A 26229-nucleotide genomic window follows, 5' to 3' on the forward strand; every position below is an offset into this window, starting at 1 on the left:
TACCTGTTGTATAAAGTTCATCTTTGTAGTGTAATTAAAAAACACAAAGTCATGAATTTAAAACATAAATCGATTTTCAATTTAATTGAAATTTTCAGAGGAAACAGTAACCCATCATTGATTAAAAGATTGAGCACAAAAACACATTGTGAGCAAAAACATCATCATGATTTTTATTGTGATATGGAAAGACCTTTTATAGGTGTTAAAAACCAATAAGGGAATAATTGACAAATTATAAGGAGGTTTTTACATGGTTTAACATCCATTTATAATCCAACTTTGCATCAAGAAATTTTAATACATAAAAACAAAATAAAATTATGAGCACATTTAATGTTCCAAAACGAGAAGAAGTAAGTGAAAATAATCAAGCCATTTTCGATCACTTAGAAAAAGCTGTAGGCTTTGTTCCTAACCTATATGCAACTTATGCACATAGTAATACGGCCCTAGAAAACTATTTAAATTTTTCAAATGCTAAAACGTCACTTTCTGCCAAAGAAAAGGAAGTTGTAAACCTTGCTGTTAGTGAAGTAAACCAATGTGTTTATTGTTTGTCTGCACATACAGCAATAGGCAAAATGAACGGATTTACAGATGAGCAAATCTTGGAATTACGCTCTGGTAAAGCATCTTTCGACAACAAACTTGATGCTTTAGCGCAATTGGCTAAGAACATTACAGAGAATAGAGGTGCTACAGACCAAGCGGTTATTGAAAACTTCTTAAGCGCAGGTTACACCAAAGGAAGTATTGTCGATGTAATTTCTTTGGTAGGCGATAAAACCATATCTAACTACCTCCATAAAACGACAAACGTACCAGTAGATTTTCCAGTTGTTGAGCCATTGTCACTTGTAGGGGTTTAAAACATTCAGAATCAAATAAATATTAGAATAAATAGTAATAATAATAAATAATTTAAAAAATGAATAGAGTAATTGCAATTTTAGTAGTAGCATTAGGGTTTGCTTTAAACGGTAATGCACAAGACACCATGATGAAAAAAGAAGCTGTAAAAACGATAGCTTTAGAGCAAACACCAGGTGAGTTTACACAAAAGGGATTAACTGTTAGCGAAGGGTCTTATATTTTTGAAATAAGCAACAATCATTCTGGTACAGACGTTGGGTTTGTATTGGTGCCTAAGGGTAAAGATGCCAGTAACGCAGAAAACCACATAAAAACTGCGTATGTTACTGCCGTTGTAAAAGAAGGAAACGTAGAAACCTCTAATGCAACTAAGCTGTCTAAAGGAGAGTACGTGTACTTTTGTCCTCTAAACAAAACACCGCAATACACACTTACAGTAGAGTAAATTTCGAATTTTAAATAATAGCAGAAAAAGGTTGTCTTGTTATAGGCGACCTTTTTTGTTATAACAACTTTAGACTTGAATTTCTAAATTCAGGTTTGAAAAATAAACCCCTTGATGATTCATAAAAGTATCCTGTTGTTTATTTAGCTCTAAAGTTTCACCACTATAAGTAGTTGCAGGCAAACCAATTTCTTGGTAAATACAAGCTGTGGCAGCATAATCCCAAATGCTACCACCGCCCAGGTCTTTTTTTGGAAGTTTTATGAAACAGGCTGGTCCGTTTTCTAAAACTGAAATAGCACACATTACGGCGCCTTTACCAGCTATTTCTTTAATGTTGGTTAAGCCTAAACGCGTTTTGTGATTATTCAGAATTTTTACGATTTTTTCAGATTCAGGCGTGTTGCTCAAAGTCTTATCGGTTAAGTAAGTTAAATAATAATTAGTATTATTAATGGCCCAAGGTTTTTTGTTTTTAAACACACACTGTCCTTTAATGGCATGATATAGGGTTTCTGAAACTGGGTCAAAAACAACGCCAATTAAAGGGGTGCCTTCATTAGAGACTAAAGCAATAGACACCGAAAACCCACTAGTTTTGTTAATAAAGGCCAATGTACCATCTATAGGGTCGACACACCAAAAGCAATCTTTTTCAAAACGGCTGCCGTTATCGTCGGTTTCCTCGGTTAGTAAACCAATATTAAATGTGTTGCAAGTTGGCATCAAATACGATAAAATAATAGCTTCACATTCGTAATCCACTTTTGTAACTACTTGCGAGGCATAGTTTGAACCACCTTTCTTTTGCTCCACAAGAACATCTTCATTCATATACTTCTGAATGACTTTACCCGCAGAAAGTGCAGCTTCAATAGCAATATTTGCTAATTGTTGTAAATCCATTACTGTAGATTTTTAACGACTTTAGCGGTAATACGTTCACTATAGCTATTAATTTTCCAATGACCGGGACTCCATCCTTTTAAAAACCTATGGAAATCTGCCCAGGCAACGTGGTACAAAACGCGCCATTCGTTTTCCAAAGCCTCATTTTTTTTGCCAAGAGCTTTGTGTAAGTGATTAAAATAGGTGTCTAAAACTTGTTGTTCTAAACGCTCACAATCACTTTCGTAAAGACAACTCCCAACAAAATAAGCGACATCTTTCATACCGCATCCACCACCAACATATTGAAAATCTACACCAGCGACTTCTCCATTGTTTGAAAAACAAAAGTTTGCCAATTTTGCATCGCCGTGAACGAAGGTTTTAAAAGTACAATCATTCAATTTTGCATCGATTTTAGAAGCTGTAGTTTTTAAGGCCATATCCTCTAAAATTTCAAGTTCTTGAGGTCGGGTATCTAAGTGCCAATAGGTGCCAATGTCCCAAAGTCCGTTAGGTTCTTTTCTTAAATAGCTAGTATGAAATTGAGCCAACCATTCCAAGCATTTATCAATATCCTGCCATGTTACACTTTGTTTTCGCAATGGAAAACCCGCTTTATCCAAATCTTCCAGAATTATAAGGACTTCATCTTGATGATGCGCTACAGCAATGCATTTTGGTAAACGAGCCATACTAGAATTAGCGTACTTGGTGTACCAAGTGGTTTCAACCTGATAAGATTTTAATTTTCTTAGATGCCCGATGTCGCTATTCCATCCTCTTGGGTGTTTGCTTTTTTGGGGTAGTTGCACATGTTTAACAACAACGCTTTCTAAAGCTGAATCTTCGAGGGAAACTCGAATAATTTTACCATAACCACTCCATAGTTCTTGAATAACTTCCTTTTCTTTTAAAGATGATGCGCCAGTGGTTTGTAGAATTATGGATTTGAAATAATTATTCATAGGGTTTCAAAGGTAGGGAAAAGTGAATTCAAATAAACCTTGACTTCAAATTCTACGACAACTCTTCTCTTTAAGCTAAAGCGGTATTATATTTAAAAAAGCGCGCTGAGAATACCTTCGCTTTTAGACAAACTTTCCCAGGATTATAGCCGTAGCTCTTCCCCGGTTTTCCACGTTTTTCCCATTGCATAGGGAATCACGTACTTGTCTGATGCCTCAATACATTACAACCGTTCGGCAACTTAGACTTGGCTTGCATAGAGGCTTTATATCCACGCTTTGCAATTACAAGGGTTGGCTCCCTCACCATTAATAGGCGTCCTCTTTTTGAGGCGGCCTACTAGAATGTTCACCGCACAATAAAGGTTTGCGACCTCTATTGTCCCATATATTTCAATGGGTTTAGGCAACTACTAGCTGCTGCAATGCCCGAAGTCTTGTACATTTCATTTTTACTCTTCCAATAGAGATTTATCCAATTTTCCTGTGAGGATACTAGGAATCGAACCTAGATATAAAAACCTTTGGCCTAGGAGAAGGGCTTCGGAAATGGCTCCGTAGATTTTAGCCTACAAAATACCAACCTTCTCCTTGTGTGTTTCCCAACACACGGTATTTCAAGCTACCGAGCAGTTTCCTACCGGGTAACTTTAATACTGCAATACGCTCCGTATGGTTGGATGACCAAGACGTAACCCATTACTACAACTTTTCCTGTTGATGTCTCCATCGCAAACCTTTTTATCGGCTATAAACCCTTATATACTTTAGCAGTTGCCCTTCGTTTATAATGATTTATGTGAGTTGCTTGCTTACATGTACTGTTTCATGAAAAACAGTCTCTACGCACAGTGCCTGCTTGTAGATTTATCCTTGTTACCAAGTTTATCTAAGGACGATAAGCCGCCCCGTCACGCTATAGTCAAGATTAAAGAATGACGATTTTTTTCAGTGATGAAATCTCGAAAAATCTCACCTTATTTCAATGAACTTTATGTTGCGGAACAGATAGGATTCGAACCTATATCTATGCATTTTAACTCAATGAATTCTATTTTAAGAAATAGGTTTCGTTGAATTCATAAAATCATTTCAGTGCATTGCATTGACCAACTTTGCTACCGTTCCAGTTTTTATCTTGTGGGAATTGAAGGATTCGAACCTACTAAGCCTAAAGGCAACAGATTTACAGTCTGCCTCAGCTCTCCAACGCTGACGAATTCCCTTTTAAAATCGGCGAAGCCTACCCTGAGCGGAGTCGAAGGGTTACTTCGCCGATTTTTCAGCTTTCTTGCTTTTCTTTTTCTTTGACTTTTTCTTCTTCTTTTTAGGTTTTATTTTTTTCTTAACACGGCTCAATTCGTTTTCTACATAGTTAATAATGCAGTTATCAGTTGCTAACTTTAAAGCTGTTTTATAAACTTTAATAGCTGCCTTAAATAGGCCCCGCTCTTCTAATAAAACCGCTTTGTAATAGTGTAAAATAGCTTTGTTTACACCTTTTAAAGTCAAAGCAAATGCTATTAGCTTTTCGGCTTCATCATAATCTTCATTCCATAGTAAGGTTTGAATGTAGAACGGATATGTTTTTGGCATGTCCATCTCATGTGCCACGGCTTCTGCATAATAGTATTTAGCAGTTTCGTAATCTTTTAATTGTTCGGCATAAACACGTCCCATTAAGCATAAAGCCTGGGCATCTTTACTGTTATATGACAAAGCGTAGTTCAATGCTTCCAAGGTTTCTTCTAACTCGTACGGATACGCATCTAAAGCTTTAAACAAATAGTTGTTATGTAAATTATTTTCCATTGTTTTTAATAAATATTATCCAGGATGAATTGTTCAAATAGTATTGAACAGCCATCTAATTAATGATTAAACCCGTTACGGGTGATTTAAGAGCACAGCTTATGTGTTCTTAAATAGAATCGGAACTAAATTATTCTGGGAATAAAAAAAATCCGAAACAGTTGTCTTGCTTCGGATGCTTTTCTGGAAAATATACCTACTTAAAGCAGGTGGGTAGAAAATACCGAAGCCTCATGAGTGATTCAAAATCACTATACCTATTCCAAAACGGTATACTATGCTGTAACATGGCTTCTTGTTTAAAATTATTATTTCTCTTGACAGTTGTTTCTTTAAAACTGCGTTGCAAAGATTAAAACTATTTTTTAAATAACAAAACTTTTTTCAATTTAAATTATTGAAAATCAGTTAGTTATGATAAAATATAAAATAAGCAATTCCTGTCCGCTTTTTAGCAGATACTCGAGGTTTATGGCAAAAGTTTGTATCCCAGTTGCTTACACTCCAAAGGCCTATATTTTAGTTTTTAAAATCTTTACTCAATTAATTCTAAATTTTTTCAAAAAAAAACGTCCAACACATGTTGGACGCTTTAAATATGATTGTTTTTAAGATATCTTATCTATTCATATTCTTTATTTGGTCCACAAAATTGTCTAAATCTGCTTCTTGACTTATTAAAGTAGAAGCTTTATCTATGATGTATTTCACGTTTACCGCGTGAAAACCAAGTCCAACAGCAATCTTTTTCAGAAGTAATAATTCTGGTTCTCCTTCAATATTATCAACATAAACCATTCTTACTAAATCGTATAAACGCTCTAAACGCTCATCGTAAGATATTGGTGGATTGATTGGGTGATCATTATAATTCTTTAAAATTGTCTTATAGTCAACTTCATTAATTTCCAATCTATGTGCCAACCTGTCTAAAAAGGCACGTTCTTCATCGGTAATGATACCATCGGCCATAGCTACTCTTACTATAGCTGCAAAATGGCTTTCGTTACGCTTTTTAAATCCACTATCAAATAAATCTGAAATCGACATATCTTATTGTTTTTTAGTGCTGCAAACGTACATATTATTTTTAAGATTTTAAACCCAAATTTCAATTTTTTGGGCGCCTGCATACCTGTGTCATGTTAGGTAACATTTATCCTGAACTTTTTTAGGAAACTAGGCTGAACTTAGAATTTATAGATTACGTCGTCGTACCTCCTCCTTTAGATTAACATTTATAAAATATAAATAAATTTAAAAATAAACATTAATAAATCAATGTATATCAGTAGGTTAAATTAACAACTTTTGTTTTATACATCTTTGTTAGGCGACGTGTTTTCCTAGATTAAATAATGCTTTTATTGACATTCCTAAAACTTCTCTCATTTTTTCAACTTTATCTTTTTCTCTCTGTTCTGGTTTTAGTTCGTTTTCAATTGTCGAAAATTCAAGTCCAAAATATTGATGAAAACCAACATAAAATAATAAAGTCAGCATATTATGGTTATGCTTAATTAACTCCTGCATATCTGTTTTAAATTCTTTTGAGTCAATTTGTATTTTCTTACTCTTATCGAAATGGTCTAAATATTTCGGTATAGGTTCTTTAATTGGATAGCCATCGTAATGCTTTACGCAGTTACAAATCCAATTTATTTTTCGTGTTATAGGAAAATTATGAGTTGTTTTTTTTAATTCAACATCGAATTCGGACTTTAAATATTCCGTTGTCGGCAAAAATTTATTGTCAGAATCAATTTCTTTGAAAAATTCATCCATCATCGGAATTAGGTTTTTCAAAAAGCTTTCATATTTGTGAAAAGCACCAACATACCCTAATCTAACAGTTTCAAAATAATTTTCTTTGTATTCATCTTCGGTTAAATTGAAGAATTGTTTATACTTTGAAAACTTAAGTTCTCTTTTAAAAATTTGTATGGATTTTAATGAAGCAGGAAAGTAGAACTGAACAAATAAATCTTGATATGAGTGAAATTCGGAAACAAAACTGACTACAAAATCAAAAAGTTTTTTTCCGAGTGGGTCATTTTGAGTAAGTTCAAAGTTCGGAATTTTTGAAAATTCCTTTTGAAGATTTTCAATTAATAAATCTACAGAGTTTACTTTATTTTTCAATACGGTTTTCCTAAATGTTGCCTAACGTGGAGATAGACTTCCGTTTTAATACTGAAACAAGTTCAGCACAGGTGAAGTTTATCGATTGCTAAACGCAATTTCGATAATTTTTCTGACAAAATCAAGATTAATAACGAGCTACTTCAAACAAAAAATCTTTTCGTTTAAGAGTAGCTAAATCATCTACAAAACATATTAGGGGCTTATGTTGTGGTAGATTGTATTAAATATGTGTTATTGATGAGTCACAAACCTCTGTAGTTAGAAATGATTACAGGTTAATTCTACGATTTACTATTCCCCAGAATTTATTTCACAAAATGCATTTCCAATTCTCCTTTCCCTTTGGTAAAAATCTTTCCACGGGGAAGACATGCGAATTCGTCTTTTACCAGTTCATAAGTAGACGCCGAGATATTGATTCTGCCCGATTCACCTGTAGATTCCATTCTGCTAGCTGTATTTATGGTATCTCCAAAAAGGTCGTATGCAAACTTCTTTTTGCCTACCACACCTGAAACTACCATTCCTGAATGTATGCCAACCCGCATTTTCCATTTTAATTCGTGGGTCTTATTCCTTTCCTCAAGGTAGGATAGCATCTTTTTTGCGGCTGTGATACAATGCACAGCATGGTTGGTAATTTCATCTTCAAGACCACAAGCGGCCATGTAGGCATCACCAATGGTTTCAATCTTTTCAACGTTAGTTTCTTCCATGATTTCGTCGAAACGTCCGAAGATATCATTTAGCTCATTGACCAAGGTGATTGCCGATGTAGATGCTACCAACTCGGTAAAACCTTCAAAATCGGTAAACAGAATTGAAACGTTCCTGTGTCTTTTTGGAATGGTCTTACCGCTTTCCTTTAAGTCTCTTACAATGTTTGCAGGTAGGATATTGTGCAGGAGGTCATCAGATTTTTTCTGTTCAGCAATCAAAGAATCTTCAGATTTATCAATCAGCACCGATAAGCTCCAAATCAATGCGAGACATATTAATGCCGTCATGCCCATATTTACAATTTGCGATAAATAGGGATCCATATCCTTATTGTGAGCATAGAATTCCGATTGAAAGACAACAGTAATAATTAAAGTTAAGCAAGCCAATAAACTAAAGCCATGAGCAAGAGTTCTTGCTTTTCGGGGGAAAGTCATGTAGGGTAAGATAATTGTTAAAAAACAAACGCTGCTAATCCCTGAGGCGTAACCAGACAAATAAAGAAATACGAGCACCGAAATGTATGCAGAGATAGCAAGCCATGCCGAGGCGGCAATACGCTTTCCTTTATGGTTTAGAACCAATACCATTAGAAACATTAAGCCCAATATTATATTCCATACCGCACTTGTAATTTCTGAGATGGATAGGGCAATAAACATCCATAATAAACTAAACAAAACCCCAAGTATTGCGGCTATATTGCATACTTGTAGATACCTTTTTTCTGTTACCAAAAAATTCTCTTTTAAACCAATATCAGCAATTCTTTGAAAAAGAGTCCTTTTTGTGTCATCAACAGCCATTTAGTAATTCTTGTTTACTTTAGTTTACGGGTTTGTAATTAGTTCTAGCCAACGGTTACCATGAATACGCGCAATTTTAATGGCTTAGATGCTTGCTTGAACGAAGTTCGACAATTTTTATGATAAATTCAAGCTGGGTAATGCATTGTAAAACACAAAAATCTTTTTGTTTAACAGTAGCTAAATCATTCATAAAATGAATTTAAGGTTTATATTTGCACCTCTAAATAAAAATAGGTGAGTCAACCCCATATTTCTCAAACCTATGCACAGACTTTGCAAACGCAAAATCTGCGGTCTGCTATTGCCCAACCCTTCGGCTCCGCTCAGGGCAAGCCTAATAAAACACATCTAAAAGGATTAGTAGGCTCCGCCTTTTCCTATGTTATTTCAAGTGTTTTTAAAGCTTCAGAAAAACCTTTTCTATTAATTTTTAATGATAAAGAAGAGGCGGCACATTACCTAAACGATTTAGAACAGCTTATTAACGATAAAGATGTGTTGTTCTATCCGGGGAGTTACCGTAGGCCATATCAGATTGAAGAGACAGACAATGCCAACGTTTTGTTGCGGGCCGAGGTTTTAAATAGAATCAATTCCCGTAAAAAACCGGCAATAATTGTCACTTATCCAGATGCGCTTTTTGAGAAAGTGGTCACCAGAAGGGAGTTGGAGCGTAATACCCTAAAAGTTGCTGTTGGTGATAATCTGTCTATAGATTTTGTAAATGAAGTTTTGTTTGAATACCAATTCAAGCGTGTAGATTTTGTGACCGAGCCTGGAGAGTTTTCGGTTCGTGGTGGTATAGTAGATGTGTTTTCATTTTCACATGATGAACCCTACCGTATTGAGTTTTTTGGGGATGAGGTAGATAGTATCAGGACTTTTGATGTAGAATCGCAACTTTCGGTAGACCAGATTAAAAAAATCAATGTTATACCCAATGTTGCCAATAAGTTTTTGGAAGAAAGCCGCCAGAGTTTCCTAAAATATATCGCTCAGAAGACAGTAGTTTGTTTGAAGAATGCAGACTTGTGCTTTTCAAGGATTGATGATTTCTTCAGTAAGGCCGAAGACGCTTTTAAAGAACTATCTACAGAATTGAAGCACAGCAAGCCGGAAGAACTGTTTTGTAATTCTGAATTACTAAAAAAGCAATTGTTGGATTTCTCTTTGATTGAGTTTGGGACACAGCGTTTCTTTTGTCATTCAGAGCGAAGCGAAGAATCTCTTAAGGACACCTCAGGCGTCATTGCGAATGAAATGAAGCAATCTCTTCAAAATAATGAGATTACCACGTCGCAAGCTCCTCGTAATGACAACGTCATAAATTTTAACACCACCCCACAACCAGCTTTCAATAAGCAATTCAACTTATTGATAGATGATTTAAACTCCAATCATGATAAAGGTTACGTCAATTTTATAGCCTGCGTAAGTGAGCAACAGGCCAAACGTTTTCACGATATTTTTGATGATGTAGACCAGGAGGTACATTACAAAACCATTGTACAATCGCTGCACCAGGGGTTTGTAGACCATGACAATAAAATAGTTTGTTACACAGACCATCAAATATTTGAGCGTTATCATAAGTTCCACATTAAAAATGGGTATGCTAAAAAGCAGGCGATTACTCTAAAGGAACTCACCAACTTAGATGTTGGGGATTATGTTACGCACATAGACCATGGTATTGGTCGTTTTGGAGGGCTAAAAAAAATAGATGTAGAAGGTAAGAAACAGGAAGCCATCAAATTGATTTACGGCGAGCGTGATATTCTGTATTTAAGCATCCATTCGCTTCATAAAATTACAAAGTACACAGGGAAGGATGGTAAGCCCCCAAAAGTCTATAAACTTGGTAGTTCGGCATGGAAAACCCTTAAACAGAAAACCAAGGCTCGCGTAAAGCATATTGCCTTTAACCTGATAAAGTTATACGCCAAACGAAAGACCAGAAAGGGCTATCAATACAACCCTGATAGCTACATGCAGCATGAGTTGGAGGCTTCTTTTATTTACGAAGACACTCCAGACCAAAGTACTGCTACGGCAGATATAAAAGCCGATATGGAAAGCGAGCGTCCCATGGATCGTTTAGTTTGTGGCGATGTTGGTTTTGGGAAAACCGAAGTAGCTATTCGTGCAGCCTTTAAAGCGGTTGATAACGGAAAACAGGTCGCCGTTTTGGTGCCAACAACCATTTTGGCCTATCAACATGCTAGAACATTTAGAAAACGACTAGAGGATTTCCCAGTTGTTGTTGATTACTTAAATCGATTTAGAACCGCTAAGGAAAAACGACTGACTTTAGAAGCCTTAGAGCAGGGCAAGGTGGATATTATTATTGGAACACATCAGCTCGTTAATAAAAACGTAAAGTTTAAAGATTTAGGGCTTTTGATAGTTGATGAGGAACAGAAATTTGGAGTGGCCGTAAAAGAAAAGCTAAAGACCATAAAGGAGAATGTAGATGTATTGACATTAACCGCCACGCCAATTCCTAGAACACTTCAGTTTAGTTTAATGGCAGCTCGTGATTTATCGGTCATTACCACGCCTCCGCCAAATAGATACCCCATAGAAAGTCACGTGATTCGTTTTAATGAAGAAACGGTTCGCGATGCCGTGAGCTATGAAATTCAACGTGGTGGGCAAGTATTCTTTATCCATAACAGAATCGAAAATATTAAAGAAGTGGCCGGGTTAATACAACGTCTGGTTCCAGATGCTAAAGTGGCTATTGGTCATGGGCAAATGGAAGGCAAGAAGCTTGAGCAGCTTATGTTATCGTTCATTAATGGTGAGTTTGATGTTCTTGTGAGTACAACCATTGTAGAAAGCGGCTTGGATGTACCTAACGCCAATACCATTTTTATTAATAATGCCAATAATTTTGGGTTGAGCGACTTGCACCAAATGCGTGGTCGTGTGGGTAGAAGTAACAAAAAAGCGTTCTGTTATTTCATCACGCCAGACTATTCTGCTATGACCGAAGATGCACGTAAGCGTATTTCGGCATTAGAACAATTTACAGAGTTGGGTAGCGGATTCAACATTGCCATGAAGGATTTGGAAATCCGTGGTGCTGGAGATTTACTAGGCGGGGAACAAAGCGGATTTATCAATGAAATAGGATTCGATACCTATCAAAAAATATTGAACGAAGCCATCGAAGAACTCAAAGAAAACGAGTTCAAGGATTTATATAACGAACCAGACGAAGATAAGGTTTATGTGAAAGATGTGACTATCGATTCTGATTTTGAGTTACTTTTCCCAGATAGTTACGTGAATAATATTGCTGAAAGATTAAGCCTCTATACCAAATTAAACGAACTTAAAACCGAAGAAGAATTAGCAACTTTCGAAAAAGATTTAATCGACAGGTTTGGTGAACTTCCAGAGCAAGTGACCGATTTACTTTATAGTGTCCAAATAAAGTGGATTGCCACAAAGATTGGATTTGAAAAGGTTATTATGAAGCAAGGAAAACTTATCGGTTATTTTATAAGTGATCAACAAAGTAATTTTTATCAAAGTCCAGCTTTTACTAAACTTTTGGGTTATGTACAATCAAATTCCAAGTTGTGTAAAATGAAAGAGAAACAAACACGCCAAGGCTTACGATTATTACTTACTTTTGATAATGTAAATTCTGTAGAAAAAGCCTTAGCGCTATTGAAACCTATTGTGGCTTGATATTTGTCAAGATTTAGTAAATGAACAGTGTCCTAAAATACATCTTAATATTAATTTTTTTGCCTTCAGTGCTTTTGGCACAGCATACTATTAAGGGAACATTTACTCCTGCCGAAGATTATAATGTGGCCATTCTTTATAAAGTTACACCCACGGTTTCAGAGTACATTGCCAATGCTGAAATTGGTGAGGATGGTATTTTCGAGATTCAATTAGATTCTACTGCAACCAAAGGTATGTACAGGTTGGTTTACGCCCTGCCTCAAGAAGATTATAATTTTGATATTATTTACAATGGGAAAGAAGACATTGAATTGAGCTTTAATAGTGAAACGGGAGTTGAATTTTTATCATCAATAGAAAATTCGTTATTGGCTTCGTACACAAATAGCATGTCTATGGTAACCCATAGTATCAGTAAGTTTTTCACCGAGCAAAGTGAAGATACCTTGGCTTTGGCAAAAATATTTAAAACGCAAAAAGGGGCACAAACAAATTTCGAGGCTGCAGCTAAAGGCCGTATTGTCCTAGAGTTTATTAAAGCAAATACACCCTATATTCCGGAGACTTTTGAAGATGTTAAAACCTACGTGAACAACATAAAACAACATTATTTTGATCATATTGATTTCACTAATATCACATTACAAAGCTCGAACTTTTTAGAGGAGAAAATATTGAATTACGTCTTTGGCATGACTATGGATTCTGAAGACGATATTAAAAACTACAAGAACAATATTGATGTTGCCTGTAAAGCCATGGCACCTGCGCCTATGGCGGTAAAACGAATCTTACTGTTAAGTCTATGGCAGCAAATGGCCGATTTAAATTTTGAAAGTGTAGCTAACTATATTTCTGAAAAGTATTTGATGGATATTGCGGTAGAATTGAATGACCAGGAACTATTAAATACACTTATTAAATACGCCGATGTGTCTTTGGGGAAAACAGCTCCAGATTTCTCTTTTGAAATAGTTGAAGAAGGAAAAACGACTTCTAGAAAGTTAATGGATTTTGATGGTTTTAAAGAGTATGTTATTGTTTTCTGGAGTAGTACTTGCGGACATTGTTTAGATGAAATACCACAATTATATACTTTTTGTGAAACTAAAGTGCACCTAAAAGTTATAGCCATTGGCTTAGAAGATGAACCCAATGATTGGAAAAGCTTAACTTACGATTATCCCAATTTTGTTCATGTGTATGGCGAAGGAAAGTGGGATAATGAAATTGGTAACACCTACAGTGTTTCAGCAACACCTACATATTTTGTGCTCGATAAAGACAAAAAGATTACTGCTAAACCAGAGGATTTTGAGGCTTTAAAAAAAGTATTGGAAAACTAGTCTTTCCTCCAGAAGGAGGAACGACTCAAGCATCTATTTGTCATGCTGAATTCATTTCAGTATCTCATCGTAGGTTTGAGCAGACCCTGAAACGAGTTCAGGGAGACACCAGAGTGTCAAAAGTGATAAAAAGCGTCTTCTAAATGCTCTATTTTAAATTGCTTCCCTTCCTTAACAATAGCGATGATATCAAATCGTACCTCGACATCCAGGCCATTAACGGTTACATATTCATCAACGGCCTTTACTAGGTTTTTTATTTGTTTTGGCTTAACAAAGTCCTGCGGATTTCCAAAATCTGTAGTAGAACGTGTTTTTACTTCAATAATGGCTAGGATGTCATCTTTTTGGGCGATGACATCTACTTCGGCTTTATCAAATCGGTAATTACGTTCAACAATTTCATAATTATTTTGTACTAAGAAATCAACTGCTAGTTGTTCTCCTTTTTTACCGAGTTCGTTGTGTTTTGCCATTATGGATACAACGTTTATATAGGCTCGAAAATGAGAACAAGTTTATTAAAATCGGCGGCACTATTTATTACCGTTCTGTAGGCTTCGTAATCTTTTGTAGCGATGATGTTTTCACGATAATGCTCGTCGGCTGTAATCGATAACACATTGTCTTTTATTTCGTAGTAAGAGTGGAAAATGAGTAACTCCTCACCATCTTTTTCAAAGGTATTTTTAATATTAATATCATCTAGATTGGCCACTTTGTAACCCTCGGGAATTTTAATGTTTATTGTTCTTAGATAACTGCGATTAAACTCGTTCTCAACAGGCAGTACTCTGGATTTTTCTTGATAAAGTTGCATTTGCGCTCCTATTAAATCGCCTGCTTTAAATAGATATTTTCTACCTGCTTTTTCTGTCAGTGCCTCGGTTTCAAAATCTATAACAAACCGAATGGGTTTTGCGCCAGATAATTTAGGGTCGTCGTTGAATATTTCTTTTTTAGTAATGTTAATGTCTTCATGAATTCTTTTAGCAATACCATCTATGAGTTCCTCTCGATCTTCATCTTTTATTAAATGAATATAGGGCTGAAAATACATGGCATAGTAACCGCCCATAGCGTGGTCTAGTTTAATCTTACTATTTGAAATATTATCGGTTTCGAAATTGACATCAATAATCATTTTATCCACGGTTTCATCTGCCGTTATAGGTTTTATGAATTTTGTTTTTCCAAGTCCAGAAACAAAGTCGCCCACCTTAACTTCTTTAATAAAAAGACCGTAATTATCGGTAAGGTAAGCAGGAGGGAAGCCAAAACGCGACTCGGGTTCCGTAGGCGAAAGGTACTTTTTAGATTTAGGGAAATAAATTAAAAAGTCTGTAAGATAATTGTTGGCCTCGAAGTCTCGATCAAACTTGAGCTCAAGCCTGTTACTTGTAAGAACAAGTTCGTGCTTTATATTTAAAGCTTTGAAAAGGCTGATATAAAGTTTTAAAATACCGGTTTCGTTAGCGATTTTTTTATCGACTACTTCAACAAGATTTTCCAGACTTTCGCTACTATCTTCGGCAACATAAATATTGCTCTTAATATAAAACTCCAGATTCCTAATAAGGTCCTCTTCACCCTGATTGGTATTATCAATAGCTTCTTTTATGAATTTTTTAATGGCGCCCTGCGCTTTGCTACTTAATTCACCATAATAAAAACTGTAAATGTTTTGCGCTACTTTGGTGTAAGATGAAATATCTCTGGAGTTATCGGCTGTGTTTCTGTCGAGTTTATACACTACTGCTTTTTTTGACGCGTTATAAGCCGATAATTCTTCTTTCTCAAGAGCACTTATATCATTAACTCTTAAACTCCAGTGAAGTTTGTCTTTTATAACAGTATCCTGAATAATTTCTGGAGCATCGTTGAGCGATTTAAAATCGAAAACCAAATTCTTTGGAGCGTACAAATCGAACTCTACATTTTGTTTCTTAAAGTCTGATTGAAAATTGATTTTGTTCCCTCGGTATCTCGGATAGCGTTTTACCACGTAGTAATATTCTATAAAACTGCCCTTTTCTATGCCCTCGAATGCAAAAAATTTGTAGTTTCTACCTGTTTCTTCATCTTGAGCAGTTAAGATTTTAGAATCGTCCAACTCAATTATTTCTCCATTTTTATTAATCACTCTGGCCTTATTGACTTTAAGCTCTGAAGAGTTGTTATACGGTAAATAGATCTTGTTGTAGTATTCAATCTGTTCATCGGAATTTAACCAAAGCACACGGTGTTCCAAAAAGTACTCTACAAGCCCGTTTTCTTGAAAGTGAAATTCTGTTAGGATTTTGTCTTTAAGTGCGATAACATCGTCTGTTGTTCCGTTTTCAACAGCGTAAGATGGACTTTCTTCCCACGAATAGGTTTCGTAAAATGGCGTTGTTTGAGCTAAGATTATTTGGGTAAATAAAACAATAGCCAGTAGTAATTTGTTTTTTAACATGTTTAGTGGATTATATTTTTTTCAGAATAATAACTTCTTTGAATGCTTTTTCTATGTTCTTTATAAGTGCATTAACGTCCTTTTGCTGCTCTAAATCTAACGTAATAAAATCTAGTTTAAAACTGTGGTGATAGGTTATTTCGTTGTCTTTAACAGAGTAAGTAATATTACTTGACAGATAATCGTTAGATAAATCTACATTTTCCGGAATGTAGTCAACGGAGTAACCCTCGGGTATTTTTAAATATGTGGTATAACTAAAGTAGTTTTTGTGTTCGTATTCTATTGCGTTTTTCCTGTCTTTATCGGTTTTGTAAGACGATAAGTCTTTTATAAAATTTAGATTGAGGTAGATTTCATTACCCAATTTTTTTGCATAATCATTAATAGAGAACTCATAATCTATGACAAAGTTTTTTTCGTAATCGTACTTATTGGTTTCCTTAAATGATTGTATCAGGAATTTATTCGACCCTTTGCGTAACCGCGTATTGTAAAAACTTTTAATTTTTTCATCGGTAGTTTTATCCTCGAGGTAGTGAAATGTATCTATTTTATTATATCCAGATATTTCGGTTTTAGAAGTCCCTAAAATATGTTCGTTCTCGAGTTTAACATACGCGGTATCTATAACCGCATTTTTTTCGGCAGGCACTACAGGTACTTTTTTAACTATGAAATCTGAAGGGCCATTGGCAATTAGGGCTTCTTTTCCTTGAATAAAGGACGTTGGATAATCTATAGCGACATACCTTCCCGTAGCATCTAAGAAATAGGTTTTGTTATTGCTATCGGTATAAGAAAGAATCATGTGGTTGTCTACAATAGGCGTAGGAACCTCACTATAGGTATAGGGTATTTTTCGTGTGCCAATCCAAGTTAAATCGCCTTTTAAGTCAGCAATCTCGAGCATTTTATAAAGAATACTGGAATTGTCTTTACAATCGCCATACTTTTTTTGGTAAACCTCGTTGGCCTGTCTGGGAATAAATCCTCCTAAAGCATATTCAAAAGCAATGTACTTTATGTTTTTTTGGGTCCAGTAATAAATAGCTTTCACCTTTTCTAAGTCGCTAGCTTTATTAGCTGTAAGGTCTTCAACCAATTTAACCAGGTTTTCGTCTACCTCTTCTTGGTTTACATCTTTTACCAAAGAATAGTACCAGTTATAGAGGTCTGAAACGTTTTGGGCTAAATTTTCACTCTCGTTTTTATATTGGTAAGACGTTATTATGGGTACAATATGCGGAAATATTGTTTTATAAGATGGGGCATTGGATTCTATCTCGTATTCATCTATGTTATTCAATTCCCATGTGTATATGTTAGCTCCTCTTTTTTCTTGTTTTTTGAAATCTATGTTTAAATGATCGGTATTGAATTCTTTAAATGACATTTCAATGCCTTTGTCGGCCACAATGGTTACTTTATTATTTACGATTGGTGAAAAATCACCAAAATAAAACGGACTTAAAAAGCGGGGGTTCTTTACGTTCTCAGTATATTTTAAAACCGATTTCGCGCCTTTTTTTAAATTAGGAAATATAAAATTTAGAGACTTGGAATCATCATAAAAAGAATCGTCTAGCTCATCTTTTTCCTTAAAATCGGTAACTTCAAATTCTTTGTATTTTCCGTTGGAAAACACAAAAGAAGAGGCTTCTACCTTTTCCAATTCAAAGAAAGAAGAAAAGCTAAGCGCCCTTTTAGAAGCATAGCTTGCCCCTTCGCTTAAATACAAATCTTCTTCAAGAAACTCTTGGGTTATATCTATGTTACCATCATTAAGTTCAATCGTAATGGTCGTGTTTTTATTAAGCGTTACCGAATTTGCATTGGGATACAACTTTTTATAAAGTTTGAATTCCTTGGATTCTTGGCCCAAACATGTGGCCGTTACAAAAAGTATGGTGAAAAGTAAGCGCATGCTAGAAGGTTTCAACTTTGTATATATCGCCATTGTGGTTAAATTCAATCTTAACCAGCTTTCCGTTATCATCGAAATATTTATTCTCTCCATGTAACACATCGTTTCTGTAATTTATTTCTTCCTTTAATTTTCCATTTTCATGATACAATACAGCTAAACCTTGAAGGACACCGTATTGATAGTTGAATACGGATTTTTTAGTCCCGTTTTGGTAAAAGCTGGTCACTGGGCCATTGTATTTATCAGCAATAAAATTCATTTCACTTTCTAACTGCCCAGAGTAGTAATACTCTTTATAGTTATTAACTAAGTCGCCGTTTAAATATTCCATTTCTCTAGAAACTTTCCCATTATCAAAATAAGATATAATCTTTCCAGTTTCTCTTTCCAGAGGAATCATGGGTACTTCTTTAGAATTAGTGTCTAGGTAACTATAGCCTATCAATCGTCCATGTTCGTAGAATCTTATGAGTTGCAGATGTCCAGATTTGCTAAAGAATTTGCGTTTACCATGCAGCTTGTCGTTGTAGTAGTTTTTCTCATCAGAGACTTTTCCGTTTTCGTGGTAGCCAAGCCATTTACCTTCAGCATTACCAAATTCATAATATCGTTTTTCCTCAATATTTCCACTCTTGTAATAATCTATCAACTCACCATGCAGATTACCGTCTCTATAGTTTTTTACAATGTCTTTTTTGCCATTTTCGTAATACCAAATCCACTCACCATTCATTTCGCCATTATTATAATCTCCTTTTAAACTGATATTGCCATAATAGTCGTAAGCAATGAATGTGCCATGTTTTACTCCGTTTACATAGGGAATTGTCATTTCAGGTTTTCCATTCTCGTAATTATAAACAAGATTGTATTGAGATGCTTCTGGGGCATAATTACAAGTTCCCATGGCTTCCCCATCTTTGTTAAAGTAGGTTTCGCTAAGTACCTTGCCATATTTGTAGAGGTATCTGCTTTTTAGCTTACCATCAACGCTAAAAGTTTCTTGGTAGCCGTGTAAATCGTCTTTATGGTAAAAGTTTATTTCTTCTAGTGTACCATCGATATAGTACGAACGCCACTCGCCCACAGACGAACCATTTTTGTTCCAACCTTGTCTTTTTAATTGACCATTAAGATGATAGGCGGCATAGTAACCCGTTAGAGAATCATTCCTGTATGAAGATATAGATTCTATTTCACCGTTATTGTAATAATTTAAATGCTCTCCAATGGCCATATTGTCTTTATAAGTTCCTTTGCCGGTAAGCACTCCGTTATTGGAGAAAAACTCCCAAGGTCCCTCTTTTCCACCTTTAATGTCGTAAAGCCCCTTAGCATTAACTGTCCCTTGAGGTGTATGGCCTATAAAGCTAAACTCACCACCTTTTTTGCGGGCTTCTTTAATAATTTCACCATTCTTATTATAGTATTTATAGGCAATAACTTCTCCTTTTCTGTATTCGAATTCTGAATATAACTTACCATCTGTGTCATATTCTTTATAAATATCGTTTAAACTCCCTTTAACATAGGTTTGTTCTATTTTTAAAGTACCGTCTTTGTGGTATATTTTCCAGGGGCTATCATAGAAATTATCTTTACTGAAGCCTTCTTCTTCTATGTTACCATTATTGAAATATGTTTTGTAAGGGCCATTAAGTTCTCCATTGGCATAAGAGATTTCAGATGACAGTTTTTTATTAAAATGGTATTTCTTTTCCACACCATGCCTTTTGCCATTTTTAAAAGGAATTTCGGCGTAAACATCGCCATTGGCATAATATTCGGTAGCTACAGATACGACACTATCGTTGGCATAAGGAATATGCCATTCTAAAAGTTCTTCGCCCACTTTAAAATAGGATTTATATAAACCATCTAGCTTTCCGTTTTTGAAGAATTTCTTTTGAATTAGCGCCCCATCATCGTTATGATATTTGTATTCACCGTGTAGCGCCCCGTCTTTATAGGTGGTTATTATTTTAGGCTTTACGTTGTCGTAAAAATTAAGAAATGCACCGTTTAGCTTTCCGCCTTCATAGTTAGCAATTTCGTTTATTTTACCGTTTTTAAAATACCAAGTCCATTTACCAATTCGCTCTCCGTTGCCATCATGTGAGCCTTCAGAAAATAACTGCCCGTTTTCGGTAAAAAATTGCCAAAATCCAATATTGGTATCGTTTTTAAGAACACCCATACCTTGTGCATCGTAGTTGTTATAGCTATAGTTGCCCTTTTGCTTTTTTCCATCAATCAGCAATTCGGTATTTGCACCTAAAATATCGTACCATTTTCTGTAAAAAGCATTTCTAAAATCTAAGATATCTTTTTCGTGTTGATCAATAATTTTTTTGAGTTTTTCATTTTTAATGGAATGAGATAAGGTATATGTAAATCCGTCAAATAAGTTATTGTTTGCAATCCATTTAAATAAGGGTACATAGTTCTGGTCCCAGAAACCGCCATTGCCCTCAAAATCTTCTATCTGTGCCAATAATGCATGGTTCTGTTTGGTAAGCGAGATGTTGATTTTGTTATCAACGTTATAGTTTTTGTTAAGAGCTATTCTGTTTTCTATAATTAAATCTATTTCGTCGAAAGCCTCATCATCGACCGAGATTTCCAAATCGGGGTTCGGTTCGTTCTCATTTTTTTCTTTTACTACATTATTTAGGGACTGTAATGTATTGAAAGCGCTTTTGTCACCAAATTTTAGCAGTAAGTAAACATCATAGCACATTAATGCTTGAGTAATACGGCGTTGTTTATAACAAATATTGCCAAGCTGTAAATGCGGTCTTATGTAAGTTGGTCTTAATACTATAGATTCTTGATAGGCTTTTATGGCGTCTTCAAGGCGGTCTGAACTTTCTAGCACAACACCTTTGTTGTACCACAGTAAGTAGTTTTTAGGAAATATTTTAAGCCCTTCGTTAAACACTTTTAAGGCCTTATCGTAATCTTCCATGTAATTATAAGCCAGTCCTTTATTTATGTAGAAAGATAATTTTGTGTCATGACAACCTAAACTTAAACCTTCATTGGTTGTTTGTATAACCTCTTCATATTTTTCAGAATTTAGCAGGTAATAAGATTTAGAGGTGAGAATTGAACAGTACGATGAATCACTCTTGTTAATTTTATTTAGATGTTCTAGAGTTTTTGCATAGTCACCTTCATCTGAACTTTTTGAGACCAATTCTAAGACTTCATCGACATCAACAAATGGTATTTTTTCTTGGGCAAAAGATTGTAAAGAAGATATAAAAAGCGTTGCTAGTACTAAGGCTTTTTTCATGAATAAGATTTTACTAAAGTGAACGTGGGAAAAATTACAAATTTTCATTGATTTTAAGTCCGAAAAAATCATTTTTTTGATGAACTACATGATTAAAATGAGGAATTGAAAAACTCCAAACATGGTACATTGGGGCTTCTGTTTTCAAAGCAGGTCTATAAATGAAAATAATACTTGTCATTCAGAAGGAGGAACGACTGATGAATCTATTAGAATGCATGAGATTCTTCACTATATTCAGAATAACTAACTACCCTCTAAACAAAAAGAAGTCTTCTTTCATGTGTTCAATCTGGGCGTCTTTGTTGGTCATGATATAATCGATAGCTTTAGACGTAAATTGGTCGCCTTTGTCTGTTAACGTTACTATATTATTTTGAATAACAATCATATTGTTTTTTAGTGCTAAATCCAATACGGTTTTGCTACGTACCTTTTGCCAATTAATATGTTCGTTTAAGTGGTTTACATGGCGTTCTTCTTCCTCGTTATGGTTTTTTAAGTGCAACAGAAAGGTTAATAGCGAAACCTCTGTGCGTTGCTGTTTTTCTCTGTACAAGACGGCAATAATTCCTCTGTCTGGAGCAAATAAATAAACCATTAAAAAGATGAGTCCCAGAACGGTTGTTATAGAACCCGATATAGAAGCATCTAACCAATGTGCCACCCAATAGCCCGATATGGCGCTAAAAACACCAAAACCGATGGCGTATAACAGCATGCGCTTTAAGTTATTTGTGAGCAGATATGCTGTTGCAGCTGGAGCAATCATAAGTGCCACCACCAAAATAGCACCAACGGCATCAAAAGCACCAACCGTAGTTACCGAAGAAATGCTCATTAAACCGTAATGCATAATCGCTGGTGAGAATCCTAAAGACGCCGCCAAGCCAGCATCGAAGGTGCTAACTTTTAGTTCTTTGAAAAAAGCAAATAATAATCCTACGGTTACCATTAATATACTGCCTATTACCCATAAGGATTTTGGGCCCAAATCGATTCCTGAAACCATAAACCTATCAAAAGGTGCAAAGGTCAATTCACCTAATAATACGGCATCTACATCTAAATGCACATCGTTGGCATTTTTTGCAATCATTATAACACCAATACTAAATAGTGCGGGAAAGACTAGGCCAATGGCTGTGTCTTCTTTTACCAATCCAGTTTTTTGAATATACTCCACCAAGATAACCGTTATTATCCCTGTAATGGCTGCTAGTAAAATCAATAACGGAGAGTTGAGGTCTTGAGTGATAAAGAAACCAATAACAATACCCGGTAAAATAGAATGGCTTATGGCATCGCTTATCATGGCCATTTTACGCAATACCAAGAAGGTGCCGGGAATGGCACAAGCAATTGCTGCTAAGCACCCAATAAGTTGTATTTCTATTTGAGCACTACTCATCTTCTTGTTGGTTATATAGATTAGATGCTGCTTTAAATCCTTCAGGTGTTAAACTCCACATATTTCCCTGTAGTTTAACATAGTTTTTATTGACTAACTTTTGAAGGGTAGCTTTGGTAAAACCTTGAAAATTATTTAAGATTTTAGTGGTATGCGGATGTGATATGTTTTCGTGAGTTTCGGCAATATGATACATAAAAGCCAAGGTCTTGTTTAGTTTTAAATCGCGACGGTTTTTTATAAATCGGATTTGCTTAAATAATAGACCGCGACTTGGGGAAAATACAAAAGATACGAATACAAAAACACTGGCTATAATTACTATAACAGGACCTGTAGAAAGGTTGTTTTGGGTAGCGCTTATAGCGGTTCCGAATACCCCCGAAAGTGCACCAAATATAGCGGCTAATAATACCATTTTCCCTAAACTATTTGTCCATTGTCTTGCCGCGGCCGCTGGTGCCAATAACATCGCACTCATTAGAACAACACCAACCGTTTGAAGCCCTAAAACAATGGCTAAAACAATAAAACTGGTAATTAAAATATCGATGGTTTTGGTATTGAATCCCAAGGTTTTTGTGAAATCGGCATCAAACAACAGGATTTTAAACTCTTTCCAGAAGAGTAGCAAAATGATAAGGCAAATGCCCGTAACAATAGCCATCACCCAAACATCTTTTACCACTAATGTGGCTGCTTGCCCAAATAAATATTTGTCAAGTCCCGCCTGATTGGCATTGGGTTGTTTTTGAATAAAAGTCAACAGTAACATTCCAAACCCAAAAAACAAAGAAAGGATGAGTCCTAGAGCAGTATCAGATTTTAAATGGGTTTTGGTAATGATACCTCTAATCCAAAAGGTGCCAATGAGTCCGCTTACTAAAGCACCTAAAAGAAGTACATTGCTATCTTTGGCACCCGTTATTAAAAATGCTAAGGCTATTCCAGGTAATGCAGCATGCGAAATGGCATCACCCAGTAAGCTTTGTTTTCTAAGTACTGCAAAGCTGCCTAACATACCTGTAACTGCACCTAGTATGGCGGTTCCTAAGGTAATGGTTCTTAGGGTGTAGTCTGTAAAGACTAATTCTATGTATTTTAAAATATCCATACTTATAGCGAACTCAGGAATCTCTTCTTTTATTCGCGATTTCTTACTTTTTTCTGTTCATTTTGCCTTCCTGCCCGACAGCAGGCGGGGATGCAAAACGAACCAAAAAATCATATCAAATTTAGGAAATTGCTAAAGCACCACTCATTCCGGAATTTCGTACTTGAAACTTCGTTTCGCATTTTCATTCCTTCACTCATTATTTCTGAAATTTGATGATTCCGACGCTGTCGGAACTTGGGAATTGGTTTTCTGCCCTTTTACTTTTTTATGTTTTATTTATTCATTTTTGCCAACAGCCAACAGCCAACAGCCAACAGCCAATGGGCTACTCCTGTATACTCACTTTATAGTTAATGCCGTAAGTCTTTGTTAAATTGTCATCGTTGAATATATCCTTAACAGGTCCGGTGGCTATCTTTTTTACGTTCAGGAAGGTCACCCAATCAAAATATTCTGGTACTGTTTGTAAATCATGGTGAACTACAATAACCGTTTTTCCTGCTTTTCTGAGTTCTTTTAGTATGTTTATAATGGCTATTTCTGTTGTTGCATCAACTCCCTGGAAAGGCTCGTCCATAAAATAAATGGATGCATTTTGCACTAATGCTCTGGCTAAAAAAATTCGCTGTTGCTGCCCACCAGATAACTGACTTATTTGTCGGTTTTTAAAAGGAAGCATCCCCACTTTTTCAAGTGCTTCTAGTGCTGCCTTTTTTTGTTTCTGCCCAGGACGTTTTATCCAGCCTAAACTTCCGTAAGTTCCCATCATAACCACATCCAAAGCAGTAGTAGGGAAGTCCCAATCTACACTTCCTTTTTGTGGAACATAAGCCACTAACTGTCTTTGCTTTTCGTAAGGTTTGCCATAAATGCTTACACTTCCAGCAATAGGTTTTAAGATTCCTAATATAGACTTGATTAAAGTAGATTTTCCGGCACCATTAGGACCAACAATAGCCATGAGGACGCCTTCTGGTATTTCTAAGTCGATATCCCATAACACAGGTTTGTAGTTATAGGCCACGGTAAGGTCGTCTACTTTAACGGCGATATCAGCTGCGGATGCAGGTGTCTCTTTATTCATCTTATTTGTATTAAACGCCATTTGGACTTTTGTTTTATTTGTTCATTTTGTCTTGATACAAAACGAACCAAAAAATCAAATCAATCTGAGGAAATTCCTGCGGAACATTCGTTTTCAAAACTACATGCTTGAAGCTGCGCTTCGCAATTCCGTTTTTTCACTCTTTATTTCTGCAGATTGATGATTCCGATTGCATCGGAATTCGGGACTTGGTTTTCTGCTATTTTATTTCTTTAATACACTAATTTTAAATTCTAATATTCTAACCAGAGTTATGTTTCCTCCCCTTGGGGGAGGTTAGGAGGGGCTTTTATCTAAGTGCCTCCACAATAGTCCTTACATTATATTCATACATGCCAATATATGTGCCCTCCACTGTTCCTGCGTCTCCTAGAGCATCGGAATATAGTGTTCCTCCAATGATAACCTCATGGTTTTTTGATTTTACAGCTGCTTGCAGCGCTTCAATAGTGCGTTTTGGAACTGAGCTCTCTACAAAAATAGCTTTGACTTTCTTTTCTATTATGAATTTTGACAAGTTTTGAACGTCTTGTACACCTGCTTCGGTAGCTGTAGAAAGTCCTTGTAAACCAACGACTTCAAAGTTAAATGATTTTCCGAAGTAATTAAAGGCATCGTGAGCAGTAATTAAAATACGTTGATCTTTTGGTAAAGATGAAATAGCGTTTTCGACTTTATGCTTTAAAACATCAAGTTTGGTTAAATACGCTTCACCGTTAGCAGTAAAAAGTTCTTTTTTATCAGGTGCCTCCTCAGAAAGAATGCTAACAACATATTCTGTTGCTTGCTTCCAGTAGTCTATATTAAACCAAATATGTGGGTCATAATTGGAAGCGAAATAATCAGAACCTATTAAGGTGTTTTTATCTAGAATATAGGAAACTGCTACTGTTTTTTTATTCTTCATTTTCTCGAACACTTCCACAAGTTTGCCTTCAAGATGTAAGCCGTTATAGAAAATAATATCAGCATTTACCAATTTAGAGACGTCGCCTTCACTGGCTTTGTAGAGATGCGGATCTACCCCGCTTCCCATTAAGCCTTGAACATTAACTAAGGTATCCCCAATATTTCTGACTAAATCGGTAATCATTGTGGTAGTTGTAACCACATTTAGTTTGCCGTTATCTTTTTTGTTGTTTTTACATCCTAAAAATACACTTATGATTGTTAGAATAAGAATAATACGTTTCATAGTT

Annotated in this window: 19 protein-coding genes and 2 tRNA genes; 5 read left to right on the top strand and 16 right to left on the bottom strand. The window is 35.6% G+C overall.

The genetic code is table 11. The annotated features are described in order from the left end of the window. Positions 1-51: 51 nt before the first annotated feature. The 3 genes from M0214_RS06720 to M0214_RS06730 all read left to right on the top strand — a co-directional run bounded on the left by M0214_RS06720 (position 52) and on the right by M0214_RS06730 (position 1321). Complete coding sequence (locus M0214_RS06720; protein ID WP_248724699.1) at positions 52-219, top strand: hypothetical protein; 168 nt, start codon at positions 52-54, stop codon at positions 217-219. Between the two features lie 104 nt (positions 220-323). Then, a complete protein-coding gene (locus M0214_RS06725) occupies positions 324-872 on the top strand; it encodes a carboxymuconolactone decarboxylase family protein (protein ID WP_248724700.1) in 549 nt (182 codons plus the stop codon). A 59-nt stretch (positions 873-931) separates the two neighbouring features. After that, on the top strand, positions 932-1321 hold the full coding sequence (locus tag M0214_RS06730) for a cupredoxin domain-containing protein (protein WP_248724701.1): 390 nt from the start codon (positions 932-934) through the stop codon (positions 1319-1321). Between the two features lie 69 nt (positions 1322-1390). Here the strand turns inward: M0214_RS06730 and M0214_RS06735 are convergent, their stop codons facing one another. The 8 genes from M0214_RS06735 to M0214_RS06770 all read right to left on the bottom strand — a co-directional run bounded on the left by M0214_RS06735 (position 1391) and on the right by M0214_RS06770 (position 8660). Next, complete coding sequence (locus tag M0214_RS06735; protein ID WP_248724702.1) at positions 1391-2227, bottom strand: 3'(2'),5'-bisphosphate nucleotidase CysQ; 837 nt, start codon at positions 2225-2227, stop codon at positions 1391-1393. After that, entirely contained in the window at positions 2227-3177 is a 951-nt protein-coding gene (locus M0214_RS06740; RefSeq protein WP_248724703.1) for an ecdysteroid 22-kinase family protein, read from the bottom strand. The genes M0214_RS06735 and M0214_RS06740 overlap by 1 nt, the downstream gene beginning before the upstream one ends. A gap of 1000 nt (positions 3178-4177) precedes the next feature. Next, positions 4178-4305: transfer RNA gene (locus M0214_RS06745), tRNA-OTHER, on the bottom strand. A 13-nt stretch (positions 4306-4318) separates the two neighbouring features. After that, a tRNA-Tyr gene (locus tag M0214_RS06750) sits at positions 4319-4402 on the bottom strand. 41 nt (positions 4403-4443) lie between these two features. After that, positions 4444-4989 (bottom strand): tetratricopeptide repeat protein, encoded by a 546-nt coding sequence (locus M0214_RS06755; RefSeq protein ID WP_248724704.1) that lies wholly within the window; start codon positions 4987-4989, stop codon positions 4444-4446. Positions 4990-5607: 618 nt separating this feature from the next. Continuing rightward, entirely contained in the window at positions 5608-6039 is a 432-nt protein-coding gene (locus tag M0214_RS06760; RefSeq protein ID WP_248724705.1) for a TerB family tellurite resistance protein, read from the bottom strand. A gap of 279 nt (positions 6040-6318) precedes the next feature. Beyond that, the gene (locus M0214_RS06765) at positions 6319-7131 is read right to left on the bottom strand and encodes a hypothetical protein (RefSeq protein ID WP_248724706.1); all 813 of its coding nucleotides are present in this window, start codon (positions 7129-7131) and stop codon (positions 6319-6321) included. A gap of 308 nt (positions 7132-7439) precedes the next feature. Further along, positions 7440-8660 carry an adenylate/guanylate cyclase domain-containing protein gene (locus M0214_RS06770; RefSeq protein ID WP_248724707.1) on the bottom strand — a complete coding sequence of 407 codons (1221 nt, stop codon included), beginning with the start codon at positions 8658-8660 and terminating at the stop codon, positions 7440-7442. Between the two features lie 237 nt (positions 8661-8897). Here M0214_RS06770 and mfd point away from each other — a divergent pair, with 237 nt between their 5' ends. Both mfd and M0214_RS06780 read left to right on the top strand, forming a co-directional pair. Further along, entirely contained in the window at positions 8898-12365 is a 3468-nt protein-coding gene (gene mfd / locus M0214_RS06775) for a transcription-repair coupling factor (protein WP_248724708.1), read from the top strand. Positions 12366-12385: 20 nt separating this feature from the next. Continuing rightward, complete coding sequence (locus tag M0214_RS06780; RefSeq protein ID WP_248724709.1) at positions 12386-13714, top strand: TlpA disulfide reductase family protein; 1329 nt, start codon at positions 12386-12388, stop codon at positions 13712-13714. 116 nt (positions 13715-13830) lie between these two features. Here the strand turns inward: M0214_RS06780 and M0214_RS06785 are convergent, their stop codons facing one another. From M0214_RS06785 to M0214_RS06820, 8 genes are all read right to left on the bottom strand, one after another. After that, positions 13831-14190, bottom strand: a complete 360-nt coding sequence (locus M0214_RS06785; RefSeq protein ID WP_248724710.1) for a YraN family protein — start codon at positions 14188-14190, stop codon at positions 13831-13833. Positions 14191-14204: 14 nt separating this feature from the next. Continuing rightward, a complete protein-coding gene (locus M0214_RS06790) occupies positions 14205-16169 on the bottom strand; it encodes a DUF3857 domain-containing protein (protein ID WP_248724711.1) in 1965 nt (654 codons plus the stop codon). A 10-nt stretch (positions 16170-16179) separates the two neighbouring features. Beyond that, complete coding sequence (locus M0214_RS06795) at positions 16180-18096, bottom strand: DUF3857 domain-containing protein (RefSeq protein WP_248724712.1); 1917 nt, start codon at positions 18094-18096, stop codon at positions 16180-16182. Position 18097: 1 nt separating this feature from the next. Then, entirely contained in the window at positions 18098-21397 is a 3300-nt protein-coding gene (locus M0214_RS06800) for a tetratricopeptide repeat protein (RefSeq protein WP_248724713.1), read from the bottom strand. A 250-nt stretch (positions 21398-21647) separates the two neighbouring features. Next, positions 21648-22808: a metal ABC transporter permease gene (locus tag M0214_RS06805; RefSeq protein ID WP_248724714.1), complete on the bottom strand. Its 1161-nt coding sequence runs from the start codon at positions 22806-22808 to the stop codon at positions 21648-21650. Then, positions 22801-23922, bottom strand: a complete 1122-nt coding sequence (locus M0214_RS06810) for a metal ABC transporter permease (protein WP_248724715.1) — start codon at positions 23920-23922, stop codon at positions 22801-22803. The genes M0214_RS06805 and M0214_RS06810 overlap by 8 nt, the downstream gene beginning before the upstream one ends. Before the next feature lie 328 nt (positions 23923-24250). After that, on the bottom strand, positions 24251-25030 hold the full coding sequence (locus M0214_RS06815) for a metal ABC transporter ATP-binding protein (RefSeq protein ID WP_305879793.1): 780 nt from the start codon (positions 25028-25030) through the stop codon (positions 24251-24253). A gap of 289 nt (positions 25031-25319) precedes the next feature. After that, positions 25320-26225: a metal ABC transporter solute-binding protein, Zn/Mn family gene (locus tag M0214_RS06820; protein WP_248724716.1), complete on the bottom strand. Its 906-nt coding sequence runs from the start codon at positions 26223-26225 to the stop codon at positions 25320-25322. Positions 26226-26229: the final 4 nt, after the last annotated feature.

This window comes from Seonamhaeicola sp. ML3 (assembly GCF_023273855.1).
Classification (GTDB): Bacteria; Bacteroidota; Bacteroidia; order Flavobacteriales; family Flavobacteriaceae; genus Seonamhaeicola.

Bases quoted from the DNA above. Each gene is read 5' to 3' on its own strand.
- M0214_RS06725 (WP_248724700.1), top strand. From the start codon at position 324: ATGAGCACATTTAATGTTCCAAAACGAGAAGAAGTAAGTGAAAATAAT.
- M0214_RS06740 (WP_248724703.1), bottom strand. From the start codon at position 3,177: ATGAATAATTATTTCAAATCCATAATTCTACAAACCACTGGCGCATCA.
- M0214_RS06805 (WP_248724714.1), bottom strand. From the start codon at position 22,808: ATGAGTAGTGCTCAAATAGAAATACAACTTATTGGGTGCTTAGCAGCA.
- M0214_RS06800 (WP_248724713.1), bottom strand. From the start codon at position 21,397: ATGAAAAAAGCCTTAGTACTAGCAACGCTTTTTATATCTTCTTTACAA.
- M0214_RS06785 (WP_248724710.1), bottom strand. From the start codon at position 14,190: ATGGCAAAACACAACGAACTCGGTAAAAAAGGAGAACAACTAGCAGTT.
- M0214_RS06770 (WP_248724707.1), bottom strand. From the start codon at position 8,660: ATGGCTGTTGATGACACAAAAAGGACTCTTTTTCAAAGAATTGCTGAT.
- M0214_RS06760 (WP_248724705.1), bottom strand. From the start codon at position 6,039: ATGTCGATTTCAGATTTATTTGATAGTGGATTTAAAAAGCGTAACGAA.
- M0214_RS06755 (WP_248724704.1), bottom strand. From the start codon at position 4,989: ATGGAAAATAATTTACATAACAACTATTTGTTTAAAGCTTTAGATGCG.
- M0214_RS06820 (WP_248724716.1), bottom strand. From the start codon at position 26,225: ATGAAACGTATTATTCTTATTCTAACAATCATAAGTGTATTTTTAGGA.
- M0214_RS06815 (WP_305879793.1), bottom strand. From the start codon at position 25,030: ATGGCGTTTAATACAAATAAGATGAATAAAGAGACACCTGCATCCGCA.
- M0214_RS06810 (WP_248724715.1), bottom strand. From the start codon at position 23,922: ATGGATATTTTAAAATACATAGAATTAGTCTTTACAGACTACACCCTA.
- M0214_RS06735 (WP_248724702.1), bottom strand. From the start codon at position 2,227: ATGGATTTACAACAATTAGCAAATATTGCTATTGAAGCTGCACTTTCT.
- M0214_RS06795 (WP_248724712.1), bottom strand. From the start codon at position 18,096: ATGCGCTTACTTTTCACCATACTTTTTGTAACGGCCACATGTTTGGGC.
- M0214_RS06720 (WP_248724699.1), top strand. From the start codon at position 52: ATGAATTTAAAACATAAATCGATTTTCAATTTAATTGAAATTTTCAGA.
- M0214_RS06780 (WP_248724709.1), top strand. From the start codon at position 12,386: ATGAACAGTGTCCTAAAATACATCTTAATATTAATTTTTTTGCCTTCA.
- M0214_RS06730 (WP_248724701.1), top strand. From the start codon at position 932: ATGAATAGAGTAATTGCAATTTTAGTAGTAGCATTAGGGTTTGCTTTA.
- M0214_RS06790 (WP_248724711.1), bottom strand. From the start codon at position 16,169: ATGTTAAAAAACAAATTACTACTGGCTATTGTTTTATTTACCCAAATA.